Consider the following 12,336-nt stretch of genomic DNA (forward strand, 5'->3'; position numbering starts at 1 on the left):
TGTTCCGCGCTAGGTTCAAAAGAATCGACATGCCGGGGGAGGAACGAATGGCCAGCCGCGTCTTCGAAGCGAGGGTCGACCGATGAGTGACGGGTTGATCGAAGCGCTGATCGTGCGGACCCATGCGACCATCGGCGAGCATGCCGGGGAATTGACGAAACTGGACCAGGCGATCGGCGACGGCGATCACGGCATCAACATGCGCCGGGGCTTCGATGCGATCCATGCCGACCGTGAGGCGATCGCCGCCATGGATTACGCGGATGCGCTGCACAAGGCCGGCATGACGCTGGTGATGAAGGTGGGTGGCGCATCGGGCCCGCTCTATGGCAGCCTGCTGATGGGCATGTCCAAGGCGGCGAAGCGCGGCGAAGGCATCGCCGGGCAGCTTGGCGAGGGCATCGCCTCCATCAGGGCGCGCGGCAAGTCGGATGTCGGTGCCAAGACGATGCTGGACGTGCTGGTGCCGGTCCACCGGGCGCTGGCCAAGGGCCGTGTCGCAGAACTGCGCGATGTCGCCGACGAGGCGCTGGAGCATACCCGGCCGATGCAGGCGACACGGGGGCGGGCATCGTTTCTCGGCGAGCGTTCGATCGGTCACCTCGATCCCGGCGCCACGTCGGCCCGTCACCTGCTGCATGCCGTGCTCGACGTGCTCGACGCGCGGGGTGGAGCATGAGTGTCGGGATCGTCATCGTCTCCCACTCGCCACTGGTGGCCGAGGGTGCGCATGACATGGTGCGGCAGATGGCAGGCGACCAGGTGCAGGTCGCGTTTACCGGCGGCGATCCCGGTGGCGGGCTCGGCACGGATCCCGGCCGCATCCTCGAAGCGATCGAGCGGGTGTGGAGCGAGGACGGCGTGGCGGTGTTCGTCGACATGGGCGCCGCCGAGATGAACAGCGAGATGGCCATCGAGATGCTGGGCGAGGATCGTGCGGCACGGGTCCGCATCGTCGACGCACCGGTGGTCGAAGGGGCCGTGTTCGGCGGGACGGCGGCGTCAGGCGGTGCCAGTTTGGAGAAAGTCGTCCAGGAGGCAAGATCCCGCTCGGATGGTGAGGTTGTTTCGCAAACCATTGCCTCATCACCATCATCTTCACTCGACACTATTCGCCGAGAGGTGACGATTACCCATAAGGTCGGACTGCATGCCCGACCCGCCGTCGCCTTCACCAAACTCGCGAAATCCTTCGATGCCGACATACGCCTGCGCGCCCTGCCCGACGGGCAGTCCGTGGATGCCGGGAGCATCGTCAAGGTCATGGGCCTGAAATTGAAGACGGGGGCCGTCATCGAGATCGAGGCGCACGGGACGGACGCACGGGAGGCCGTCGAAGCCATGGCCGGGCTTGTCGCCCGCGACTTCGACGAACCCGCTCATGATGTGAAGGGCAATGACTGAGGAACATGTCATTCAGGGGATTTCTGCCTCCGGGGGAATAGCGCGAGGTGTGTTGACGGGCCCGCGGGCGCGGGTCCCGGCACCGACTACGGGCGCCGGGGATGCCGTGCTGCCGGCTGACCAAGCTGTCGGCGCCATACGCAAGGCGATCGCCGATACACTTGAGCGCTTGCGTGAACTCGCCGGACAGGTCGAGGCCGAAGCCGCGGAAATTCTTGAATTCCAGATGGCATTTCTGGACGATGACAGCCTGATCGAGGAGGTCATGACGGCAACCGGAGGTTCACCGGCATCGCCGCTGGCCACGTGGCATCAGGTGATGGAAGCGCAGATCGGGCCGTTCGCCAACGAAGAAGACGCCTATTTCCGCGCGCGAGCCGCCGATCTGCGGGATATGGCACAGTCGGTCGCCGATGCCCTCGGTGGCCGCGGTGAAGGCGATCAGACCGGACTGCGGGACGATGCGATCCTGCTTGACGTCGACCTTGCACCCTCGCGGTTCCTGGCTCTCGACCGGACGAAAGTGAAGGGTATCGCCCTGCGCGAGGGCAGCGTAACCAGTCATGTGGCCATGCTCGCCCGCAGCCGCGGCCTGCCGATGGCGGTCAGGCTCGGCGACGGGTTCGAGCCCGGCTGCAAGGCCGTGCTCGACGGCAACAGCGGCCGGCTGGTGCTCGATCCGTCGACGGCGACACTGGCCGCCCTTGCGCGGTCGCAGGACCGGTATGTTGTCAGTGAGGAGATTTTCCACGGTCCGGCAATGACGTCTGACGGCAGAAGGATCGAAGTGCACATCAATATCGACGATCCGTCGGCCATTGGCGATGCGACCTGGCGTGCCTGCGACGGGGTCGGGCTGTGCCGGACCGAACTGCTGTTCGATGCCGATGGCGACCTTCCCGACGAGGAGACCCAGTACCGGCTGTATCGCAGCGTGCTTGAACGGCTTGACGGCAAGCCGGCCATCATCCGCACGCTTGATGTCGGCGGCGACAAGCCGATACGCGCCCTGGGCCAGCCACACGAGACCAATCCCTTCCTCGGCCTGCGCGGCATCCGCCTCTGCCTCGAAAGGCCGGCGATCTTCGCGGTCCAGTTGCGGGCCCTGCTGCGCGCGGCAGTGCATGGCGACCTGCGCATCATGTTGCCCATGGTGAGCGTGCAGGAGGAAATCGACCGGACGAACGCTCTTATTGAAGACCTTCTCCAAAAGCTGAATGATGCCGGGATCGAGGCACGCCGGCCGCCGCTCGGCGTCATGATCGAGACGCCCGCCGCCGCCCTCGTCACCGACCGGTTGCGGGCCGATTTCATGTCGATCGGCAGCAACGACCTGACCCAGTACGTGCTGGCCGCCTCGCGCGATGCCAGCGGCGCCGTCGCCCGGCTGCTCGATCCGCGTCATCCGGCCGTACTGCGATTGATCGGCGAGGTGGCGGATTCCGGTCGGGCCCGAGGTCTGGAGGTGAGCCTGTGCGGCGACATGGCCTCCGATCCCGCCATGCTGCGCTCCCTGCTCGCGGCCGGCCTTGGCAAGATCTCCGTGGCCCCCGCCATGCTCGGCCCGGTCAAGCAGGCCATTGCCACGTTCGAGGAGTGAGAGAGATGAAGAAGCTGATCAACGCCGTCGACGATGTTCTTGCAGAATCGCTGCGCGGCTTCGCCCGGGCCCATGCCGACATCGTCCGGGCTTCGGCCGAACCCGCATTCGTCACCCGCGCCGGGAAGACGCCAGCCGGCAAGGTGGCGCTGATCTCGGGCGGCGGTTCCGGCCACGAGCCGATGCATGCGGGACTGGTCGGCAAGGGCATGCTCGATGCCGCCTGCCCCGGCGCGGTCTTCACCTCGCCCACGCCCGACCAGATGCTGGCGGCGGCCCAGGCGGTCGACAGCGGCGCGGGCGTGCTGTTCATCGTCAAGAACTACGAAGGCGATGTGATGAACTTCGAGATGGCCGCCGAGATGTACGAGGGCAACCATGCCAGCGTGCTGGTCAATGACGACGTGGCCGTCCAGGACTCGCTGTTCACCACGGGACGGCGCGGGGTCGCGGGGACGGTCATCGTCGAGAAGATCGCCGGAGCGCTCGCGGAGGAAGGCGCCGACCTCGAAGCCTGCCGGGCGATGGCCGGGCGGGTGGTCGCGGCGACGCGGTCCATGGGGGTCGCCCTCACCAGCTGCACCGTGCCTGCCGCCGGAACTCCCACATTCGAGATAGGTGACAACGAGATTGAAATGGGCGTCGGCATTCATGGCGAGCCCGGACGCAAGCGCATCCCGATGCAACCGGCGGACGAGCTCTGTTCGACCATGCTCGATGCCATCGCCAGCGACCTCGGTGTCCGGACGGGCGACGAGGTGCTGCTGCTGGTGAACGGCTTCGGCGCCACACCGGCAATGGAACTCTATCTGCTCCATGATTCGGCAACCCGGTGGCTCGACGAGAAAGGTATCAAGATCGGACGTTCCCTCGTCGGCAACTATTGCACATCGCTGGACATGGCCGGCTGCTCGATCACTGTCACCCGCCTCGATGACGAACTCAGGCGCCTGTGGGACGCACCGGTCCACACCGCCGCCATGCGCTGGTAGAATATCGCCGTCCGGTCAGGGAGGGGTTCAGCCACCCGAACCGCAGCGGTTGCGGACACGCCGCCAGGCCTCGATGAAGCATTCGATATCCCTGTCACTGGTATCCCAACCGAGACTGACGCGAATGGTGGAGGAAATGATGGCCTCATCCACGCCCATCGCCTCCAGCACATGCGAACGCGAGACCTTGCCGGATGAACAGGCCGAGCCCGAACTGACGGCCACACCATCGAGGTCGAGGCTCATCACCTGAATGGCCGACGTCACGCCCGGCATGGCGATCGCACTGGTGTTGGGAATGCGCGGAGCCTGTCGCGCCACGATCACCGCCTCGCCTGCCAGCGCGTTCTCAAGCGCGTCCCGCAACTGCCGGATGCGCTCGCGCTCGCGGCTGTCGATGGCGTCGATGGCGGCGGCGAACCCCATGGCGCCGGCGACATGTTCGGTACCGGAGCGCCGCCGCTGTTCCTGTCCGCCGCCACGCATGTTCGGCGCGATGTCGAGCCCGTCGCGGACGACCAGCGCTCCCACTCCTTTCGGTCCGCCGATCTTGTGGGCGGAGATGGACAGCATGTCGGCGCCGAGCCCTGACATGTCGACATCCATGCGGCCCAAGGCCTGAACCGCATCGACATGCAGCAAGGCATCGTACTCGTGAACGATGGCGGCGAGAGCCTCCATCGGCTGCACCGTTCCAATCTCGTTATTGGCGAGCATGACCGATACCAGGGCAGGATGATAACGCTCCATGGCCACGGCCAGATCATCGGGATCGACCAGCCCGTCCCCGTTGCAACCCAGACGGAGGGCGTCACGGGCGTCGAGAACGGAAGGATGCTCGATCGCCGAGGTCAGGATCGGACCGCCGCCTGCCTGGGCCAGGGCAAGGCCGTTGGCCTCGGTCGCCCCGCTCGTCAGGATCGTCCCGGCGGATGGGCCGCCCACGGCGCGGGCGATGACCCGGCGGGCCCGTTCGAGCGCCGCCCTTGAGCGCCGCCCGAAGACATGGACCGAACTGGGATTACCGACAATTGCCGCCCCTTCCCAATAGGCGGACATCGCTTCGGGACGAAGGGGAGCGCTGGCATTATAATCGAGATAGACCGGATCCCGCCCGGTCCGGCTCAGTTCCCGCCTCCGATGGCCCGCAGCCGCGCCACCCTCGCGTCATCGCATTCCTCGCCGGCTTTCCCGTCCTCGTCGAGGGGTTCACGCGCCGCCAGCCTCGACTCCAGTTCGCTCACGCGCTCGCAAAGGCGGTCGATGGCCCGGATGACCGGGTCGCTGGTATCGCCCGGATCGGTCCCGTAGGCCGGAAAGCATGGCGTTCCTCCCGTCACCACCCTCGGTCCCGCGGCTCGGGCAGGTATGCCCACCACCGTCGTATCGGGCGGAACCTCCTTGAGCACGACGGCATTGGAGCCTATCCGGGCGTTCCTGCCGACGGTGAAAGGGCCGAGTACCGCCGCTCCGGCACCGATGACGACGCCGTCCCCGATGGTCGGATGGCGCTTGCCCGGACGGAACTTCACCCCGCCGAGCGTCACGCCCTGGTACAGGGTGACGTCGTCGCCGACCTCGGCCGTCTCGCCAATGACGATGCCCATGCCGTGGTCGATGAAGAAACGCTTGCCGATCGTGGCACCGGGATGGATCTCGATGCCGGTCAGAAAACGACCCACCTGGGAGAGGAAGCGCGCGGTCAGCTTCCAGTTCTTCTGCCAAAGGAGGTGGGAGAAACGATGGAACAGGGTCGCGTGAAGCCCCGGATAGCAAAGGAGAATCTCGAAGCGCGACCGCGCAGCGGGATCGCGCTCGAAAACGGCGTCGACATCGTCCTTCAAACTCTTGAACATGCGGCCCTCGATGCGATATGATACAGCTGCTTAGCTTCGCGTTTTTGAACCGGCCTGTTCCCCACATGACACATCTTGGTGTGCAATGATGGTCAGGATGGTCGAAAAGCGGTCCTCCATGTCATATAGGGAGGCGAGAAAGCGGGTCAATCATCAAGCGTCACGACCGGACATTCCACAAAAGGGCGGTCCCTGCATGGAATGGCGGAACGTGCGCTGCACGCCTTGCGCAGAGAGAGAAAAAATATGCCTGAGGTCATCTTTCAGGGGTCGGACGGACGCTTAGAAGGACGTTATATCCATGGCGAGGGTCCGAATGCTCCCCTGGCCATCGTACTGCATCCGCATCCCCAATATGGCGGCACGATGAACAACCGCGTGGTGCACGGCATGTTCAGGATGTTCCAGCGCCGGGGTTTCTCCGTGCTGCGCTTCAACTTCCGCGGCGTCGGCCGCAGCCAGGGCGTGTTCGATCACGGCCAGGGCGAACTGCGCGATGCCGCGGCGGCACTCGACTGGATGCAGAGCCACAATCCCAACAGCAATGTCGCATGGGTGGCGGGTTTCTCGTTCGGCGCATGGATCGCCATGCAGCTGCTGATGCGCCGGCCCGAGATCCAGGGCTTCATGTGTGCCGGCCTGCCGGCCAACATGTACGACTTCACGTTTCTTGCGCCCTGCCCGTCATCCGGGCTCATCGTGCATGGCGAGCGCGACTCGGTGACCCCGACGGAATCGGTGGTCAAGCTGGTCAACAAGCTGTCGCAGCAACGTGGCATCACCATCGACTTCCACCAGATTGAAGGAGCCGACCACGTGTTCGGCAACCAGATGAACGAGCTCGACGCGATCTGCGAGAACTATCTCGACAGGCGGTTGAAGCCCGCGTCGAACCGCATGGCGGTGGGCCGCTAGCCCGCCATCGGACCGAGGCCCCGGCTTCTCCCGCTTCCATTGACATAACCAGACAAGGGAACGTCGATCGCGGGCACTTTCCGCTGGCAAGAGACGTTCATCCCGAGAGACAGGCATTCATGGCGTTCAAGTCCGAGCTGCTGCGCACCCTCGACGAGAGGGGGTTCATCCATCAATGCACCGATTCCGAAGGTCTCGATGCCCGCGCCTGCGAAGGACCGGTCACGGCCTATATCGGTTTCGACTGCACGGCGAGAAGTCTTCATGTCGGCAGCCTTGTCAGTATCATGATGTTGCGGATCATGCAGCGCACAGGCCATCGTCCCATTGCCCTGGTGGGCGGCGGCACGACCAAGGTCGGCGATCCGTCGTTCCGCGACGAGAGCCGGCCACTCCTCACCGACGGGCAGATCGCGACGAACAAGGACGGATTGCTCGAATCCCTGTCGAAATACCTCGATTTCAATGGCGGCGGGGCGCTGATGGTCGATAACGACGCATGGCTCGGCCAGTTGAAGTACATCCCGTTCCTGCGGGATTTCGGCACCCACTTCACCATCAACCGGATGCTGAGCTTCGACTCGGTCAAGCTGCGCCTTGAACGCGAACAGCCCCTGACCCTGCTCGAATTCAACTACATGGTCATGCAGGCCTATGACTTCCTCGAACTGGGCCGCCGCCACGACTGCGCCCTGCAGATGGGCGGTTCCGACCAGTGGGGGAATATCGTCAATGGCGTGGAGCTTGGCCGGCGCATCGACGGCCGGCAGCTCTATGGTCTCACCACGCCGCTGATCACCACCGCTTCCGGCGCGAAAATGGGCAAGACCGCCTCCGGTGCTGTCTGGCTCAACGCCGACATGCGCTCGCCCTTCGAATACTGGCAGTTCTGGCGCAATACCGAGGACGGCGATGTCGGTCGCTTCCTGCGGCTGTTCACCGACCTGCCGCTGGACGAGATCGCCCGGCTCGAAGCCCTGGGAGGGGCGGAGATCAACGAGGCGAAGAAGGTTCTCGCCAACGAGACGACAGCATTGTGCCACGGTGCCGAGGCGGCCGAGGCGGCAGCCGAGGCGGCGCGGTCGGTGTTCGAACAGGGTTCCTCGAATGAGGGACTTCCCACCATCGAGATCGATGCCTCGCGTTTCGCGGATGGCGGGCTGCCCGTGGTCGAGCTGTTCACGCTGGCCGGGCTGGCCTCCAGCAACGGCGAGGCCCGGCGACTGGTACGCGGCGGCGGTGCGCGTCTCGATGACGAGCGTATCGATGACGAGACGATGGTCGTGGGTGCGGCCCGGATCACCGGTGGACAGATCAAGCTTTCCGCCGGAAAGAAGCGGCACGTCATCGTCAGGCCGGCATGAACGGTTCGGTTCCGCGCTCCGGGGCTTGACCGCAAGGCGAGTGCCTCTCCATGATGCCGGAAACTGGATCCGGCCATTGGTCTTGACGAGGCGTCCGCTGCATCACCCTGCCCTCATGCCCCCCCTTCCATCCGCCGACGGCGACCTGCTGAACAGGATCGGTCGATGGCGCGACACGGCCGCACGCATGGCCGATCCCGGCGAGCGCGAGCGGATTGCCGCACTTGTCGACGATCCACGGATCGGGCCTGTCCTGCATGGCATATGGGCTGCCAGCAGCTTCCTCAGCGATGCCATGCAGGCCCGTCCGACGCTTCTGCTGGACTATGTCGACAACGGCCCGGATGTGCTGATTGACGATATTCTCGATGTGGGGAATGTCGATCCGCAGCAGGACCGTACCCGTCTGATGAGCCGACTGCGGCTGATGCGCCGCGATGCCGCCGTGGTCATCGCCCTTGCCGATCTCGAAGGTCTCTGGCCGCTCGAACGGGTCACGGGCGAATTGACCCGGCTGGCCGACCTGGCGACCCGGACGGCGACCGACCACCTGATCCTCGAAGCCGCCAGGCGCGGCGAGATCGACGGCGAAGGCGGTCCGGGCGAGAGCGGCATCCTCGTGCTCGCCATGGGCAAGCACGGAGCGGGCGAGCTCAACTATTCGAGCGACATCGACCTCATCGTCCTCTTCGATGGACAGAAGATCCGCTATACCGGCCGCGAAACGCCGATGGCCTGTGCCGTGAAGATCACCCGTGCGCTTGAGCACATCCTCCAGCACAGGACCCGCGACGGCTTCGTTTTCCGCACCGATTTCCGCCTGCGCCCCCATCTGCCCGGCCATCCCCTGGCGCTGTCGGTGGACGATGCCGAGATCTATTTCGAGCGGCACGGGCAGAACTGGGAGCGGGCAGCCTTCATCAAGGCGCGGGCGGTGGCCGGAGACATCGCTGCCGGCGAGGGTTTCCTCAAGCGCACGCAGCCGTTCATATGGCGCAAGCATCTCGATTTCGCCGCCATCCGCGACATCCATTCGATCAAGCGGCAGATCAACGCCTATCACGGCTTCGGGACGGTGGGCGTGGCCGGCCATGATCTCAAGGTCGGACGTGGCGGCATTCGCGAAATCGAGTTCTTCGCCCAGACGCAGCAACTGATCCTGGGCGGCCACAATCGCGAGTTGCGCAGCCGACAGACGCTGAAGACACTCAAGTCCCTCGCCGCCGGCAAGTGGATCGACGGCGATGCCGCCGAGGAGCTGGAAAGCGCCTATATCGTCCTGCGATCGCTAGAACATCGCGTGCAGATGATTGCCGACAAGCAGACCCAGCAATTGCCGGCACGCGAGCAGGAACTCGCCCGCTTCGCCCGCTTCGCCGGCTTCGAGACCGTCGGGGACCTCGAACGTACCGTCTCCAGGGTCCTGCGCACCGTCGAGAAGCACTACGCCGCCCTGTTCGAGAGCGAGACCGACCTCGCGGCCGGTCGCCAGCTGGTCTTCACCGGCACCGAAAACGATCCGGGCACGCTTGAGACCCTGCGCGACATGGGCTTCCGGGATCCCGAGCACGTGGCGAGCACCATCCGTTCCTGGCATCACGGCCACATCCGCGCCACACGCAGCACCCGTGCGCGCGAACTGCTCACCGAACTGATGCCCGGCATGCTCGCCGCGATGCAGCGGCAGGCGGACATCGACGAGGCCTTCCGCCTGTTCGACACCTTCGTCAGCAGCCTGCCGGCCGGCGTCCAGCTGTTTTCGCTGATCCGCGCCAATCCGCGGCTGCTGGTCCTGTTGTGCGACATCATGGGTGCGGCACCGCGACTGGCGCGACACCTGTCGAACGACACAAGCCTGTTCGAGGCGATGCTGGCTCCCGATTTCTTCGAAGGCCTGCCGTCAGCCGAGGAGCTGCGCTCCGAGTTCGAGGCACGGCTGGTGGATGCCCGCAACATCGAGGACGTGCTCGACATCGGTCGCCGCTGGGCGCACGGGCGCCAGTTCCAGACCGGACTGCACTGCCTTCTGGGACTGACCGAAACCGAACGGTCGAACGAGACCCACACGGTGATCGCCGAGGTGATCGTCAATACCCTGCTGCCACGGGCCATCGACTGGCTGGCGGAACAGCATGGCGTCATCGACGGCGGCAGTTTCGTCATCATCGGCATGGGCAAGCTCGGCTCGCGGGAACTCACCACCGGCTCCGATCTCGACCTCGTCTTTGCCTATGACGCACCGACAGATGCCGTATCCGACGGCCAGCGGCCGCTACCGGCGCAGGTCTATTATGCGAGGCTGGGACAGAGGCTGGTTTCTGCGCTGTCCGCACGTACTGCCGAAGGGCGACTTTACGAGATCGACACCCGTCTCCGACCGTCGGGGAACGTCGGGCCGGTGGCCTGCAGCCTGGCCAATTTCCGCGCCTACCACGCGGAGACGGCGGAAACCTGGGAACGACAGGCCCTGACGCGCGCCCGGGTCATTGCCGGCGACCGGGCATTGGCCAAGGCCATCGACCAGGTCATCGGACACGCGCTCAGCCGGCGGGGCCATCGCGCGGAGCTCGAACACGACGTCCGGCGGATGCGCGAACGCATCTTCAAGGAACATGGCAATGACGATCCGTGGAACCTGAAACATGCACGTGGCGGTTTGGTGGAGGTCGAGTTCATCGCCCAGTATCTCCAGTTGCGGATCCTGCCGAACGATCCCGCAGCACGGACAACCAGCATCCGCGGCATGATCGCCGAAGGAGTCAGTCACGGTGTCATCGATCAGGCGCAGGGCGATCTCGCCATCAGGGCCGTCCGGTTGCATCAGACCCTGCAGGCCGTCCTGCGGCTTTCGACGGCCGCGCGGCTCAAGCCGTCCGAGGCACCCGCGGGCCTGCGCGAGGCCTTGGTCCGGGCCGCCAACAGGCAACTCGACCTGGCCCTGCCGATCAGCCATTTCAGTGCACTGGAAGCATTCCTGACCGACACCCAGAACGGAGTGACGGGCCTGTTCGATATCCTGTGCCCGCCGACGACCGCCATCGAAGATACCCATGCCGGAGGACATCGCACATGAGCATCACCCGGGGAGACAGCCTGCCCGACTTCACCCTGCCGACCGATAATGATGGCGAGATCAGCAAGAAGAGCCTCAAGGGTACACCGTTCGTGCTCTACCTGTACCCCAAGGACGATACTCCGGGATGCACGACGGAATCGATCGGCTTCACGGAACGGCTCGGTGATTTCGAGGCCCTGGGAGTGCGCGTGATCGGCCTGTCGAAGGACAGTATCAGGAAGCACGCCAGGTTTCGCGAAAAGCACGGGCTGGGCGTGACGCTGGCCTCGGACGAGGATGGCGCATTCGTCGAGGCCCTTGGTGCCTGGGTCGAAAAGAGCATGTACGGCAAGACCTACATGGGCATCGACCGGTCGACCTTTCTTGTCGCCGCCGACGGGACGGTGCTGCGCGAATGGCGCAAGGTGAAAGTACCGGGGCACGTCGACGAGGTTCTGGACGCCGCGCGAACGCTTGTCCCATGAGTCCGCGCGGCCTTGCGCTCGATGACCGGCTGCAGGACTATCTGATCGAGGCCGGGATGCGGGAGCATCCCGAGCTTTGTGCCCTGCGTCTCGAAACGGCGGGCATGGCTCACGGCGGCATGCAGAGCTCGCCGGAACAGATGCAGCTCATCGGCCTCATGCTCCGCATGATCGGCGCGCGCAAGGTTCTGGAAATCGGCTGCTTCACGGGCTATGGCACCCTGGCCATGGCACTGGCCCTGCCCGGAGATGGCCGGGTCATCACGCTCGATGTCAATGACGACTGGGCGCAGGTCGGCCGCAGGCACTGGCGGGCAGCAGGAGTGGAAGACCGCATCGACATGCGCACCGGTCTTGCGCAGGAGAGCCTGGAAGGGATCGACGAGGATGCATCGTTCGACCTGGTCTATATCGACGCCGACAAGAAGAGCTATGGCATCTATCTCGACCACGCCCTGCGTCTGGTGCGACCCGGCGGGATCATCGCGCTCGACAACATGCTCTGGCATGGAGCCGTCGCCGATCCCGGGGATCACTCGCATCAGGTGGAAAGCCTGCGCCAGACCCAGGCCCGCATCATGGCCGATTCCACCCTCTCGGCGACACTGGTGCCCATTGGCGACGGCGTGACCATTGCCTGGAAGCGGCGCTAGACGGCCGGAAGC

Annotated in this window: 11 protein-coding genes; 9 read left to right on the plus strand and 2 right to left on the minus strand. The window is 65.1% G+C overall.

Translation table 11 applies throughout. The features are described 5' to 3' along the window. The first annotated feature begins 82 nt into the window (after positions 1-82). Genes dhaL through dhaK form a run of 4 tightly spaced genes read left to right on the plus strand, consistent with a single transcriptional unit; the run spans position 83 to position 3,996 of the window. Entirely contained in the window at positions 83-679 is a 597-nt protein-coding gene (gene dhaL / locus H6851_16390) for a dihydroxyacetone kinase subunit L (GenBank protein MCB9945186.1), read from the plus strand. After that, positions 676-1,404, plus strand: a complete 729-nt coding sequence (gene dhaM / locus H6851_16395; protein MCB9945187.1) for a PTS-dependent dihydroxyacetone kinase phosphotransferase subunit DhaM — start codon at positions 676-678, stop codon at positions 1,402-1,404. Before dhaL ends, dhaM begins: the two co-directional genes overlap by 4 nt. Continuing rightward, positions 1,397-3,004, plus strand: coding sequence for a phosphoenolpyruvate--protein phosphotransferase (gene ptsP, locus H6851_16400; GenBank protein ID MCB9945188.1), 1,608 nt, complete (start codon positions 1,397-1,399; stop codon positions 3,002-3,004). The genes dhaM and ptsP overlap by 8 nt, the downstream gene beginning before the upstream one ends. 5 nt (positions 3,005-3,009) lie before the next feature. Further along, on the plus strand, positions 3,010-3,996 hold the full coding sequence (dhaK, locus tag H6851_16405; protein MCB9945189.1) for a dihydroxyacetone kinase subunit DhaK: 987 nt from the start codon (positions 3,010-3,012) through the stop codon (positions 3,994-3,996). Positions 3,997-4,023: 27 nt separating this feature from the next. On the opposite strand, the gene H6851_16410 is transcribed toward dhaK, so the two are convergent. After that, positions 4,024-5,055 (minus strand): cysteine desulfurase, encoded by a 1,032-nt coding sequence (locus H6851_16410; protein ID MCB9945190.1) that lies wholly within the window; start codon positions 5,053-5,055, stop codon positions 4,024-4,026. Positions 5,056-5,120: 65 nt separating this feature from the next. After that, positions 5,121-5,852, minus strand: coding sequence for a serine O-acetyltransferase (gene cysE, locus H6851_16415; protein MCB9945191.1), 732 nt, complete (start codon positions 5,850-5,852; stop codon positions 5,121-5,123). Between the two features lie 246 nt (positions 5,853-6,098). Here cysE and H6851_16420 point away from each other — a divergent pair, with 246 nt between their 5' ends. The 5 genes from H6851_16420 (at position 6,099) to H6851_16440 (ending at position 12,324) form a co-directional block, all read left to right on the plus strand. Then, positions 6,099-6,767 (plus strand): alpha/beta hydrolase, encoded by a 669-nt coding sequence (locus H6851_16420; GenBank protein MCB9945192.1) that lies wholly within the window; start codon positions 6,099-6,101, stop codon positions 6,765-6,767. 119 nt (positions 6,768-6,886) lie between these two features. After that, complete coding sequence (locus H6851_16425; protein MCB9945193.1) at positions 6,887-8,131, plus strand: tyrosine--tRNA ligase; 1,245 nt, start codon at positions 6,887-6,889, stop codon at positions 8,129-8,131. 115 nt (positions 8,132-8,246) lie between these two features. Then, positions 8,247-11,204: a bifunctional [glutamine synthetase] adenylyltransferase/[glutamine synthetase]-adenylyl-L-tyrosine phosphorylase gene (locus tag H6851_16430; protein MCB9945194.1), complete on the plus strand. Its 2,958-nt coding sequence runs from the start codon at positions 8,247-8,249 to the stop codon at positions 11,202-11,204. Beyond that, a complete protein-coding gene (locus H6851_16435) occupies positions 11,201-11,671 on the plus strand; it encodes a peroxiredoxin (GenBank protein MCB9945195.1) in 471 nt (156 codons plus the stop codon). The genes H6851_16430 and H6851_16435 overlap by 4 nt, the downstream gene beginning before the upstream one ends. Beyond that, complete coding sequence (locus tag H6851_16440) at positions 11,668-12,324, plus strand: O-methyltransferase (protein ID MCB9945196.1); 657 nt, start codon at positions 11,668-11,670, stop codon at positions 12,322-12,324. The genes H6851_16435 and H6851_16440 overlap by 4 nt, the downstream gene beginning before the upstream one ends. Positions 12,325-12,336: the final 12 nt, after the last annotated feature.

It is taken from the genome of Geminicoccaceae bacterium, assembly GCA_020638465.1.
Lineage (GTDB): Bacteria > Pseudomonadota > Alphaproteobacteria > Geminicoccales > Geminicoccaceae > JAGREO01.

Bases quoted from the DNA above. Each gene is read 5' to 3' on its own strand.
- dhaL (MCB9945186.1), top strand. From the start codon at position 83: ATGAGTGACGGGTTGATCGAAGCGCTGATCGTGCGGACCCATGCGACC.
- dhaM (MCB9945187.1), top strand. From the start codon at position 676: ATGAGTGTCGGGATCGTCATCGTCTCCCACTCGCCACTGGTGGCCGAG.
- ptsP (MCB9945188.1), top strand. From the start codon at position 1,397: ATGACTGAGGAACATGTCATTCAGGGGATTTCTGCCTCCGGGGGAATA.
- dhaK (MCB9945189.1), top strand. From the start codon at position 3,010: ATGAAGAAGCTGATCAACGCCGTCGACGATGTTCTTGCAGAATCGCTG.
- H6851_16410 (MCB9945190.1), bottom strand. From the start codon at position 5,055: ATGTCCGCCTATTGGGAAGGGGCGGCAATTGTCGGTAATCCCAGTTCG.
- cysE (MCB9945191.1), bottom strand. From the start codon at position 5,852: ATGTTCAAGAGTTTGAAGGACGATGTCGACGCCGTTTTCGAGCGCGAT.
- H6851_16420 (MCB9945192.1), top strand. From the start codon at position 6,099: ATGCCTGAGGTCATCTTTCAGGGGTCGGACGGACGCTTAGAAGGACGT.
- H6851_16425 (MCB9945193.1), top strand. From the start codon at position 6,887: ATGGCGTTCAAGTCCGAGCTGCTGCGCACCCTCGACGAGAGGGGGTTC.
- H6851_16430 (MCB9945194.1), top strand. From the start codon at position 8,247: ATGCCCCCCCTTCCATCCGCCGACGGCGACCTGCTGAACAGGATCGGT.
- H6851_16435 (MCB9945195.1), top strand. From the start codon at position 11,201: ATGAGCATCACCCGGGGAGACAGCCTGCCCGACTTCACCCTGCCGACC.
- H6851_16440 (MCB9945196.1), top strand. From the start codon at position 11,668: ATGAGTCCGCGCGGCCTTGCGCTCGATGACCGGCTGCAGGACTATCTG.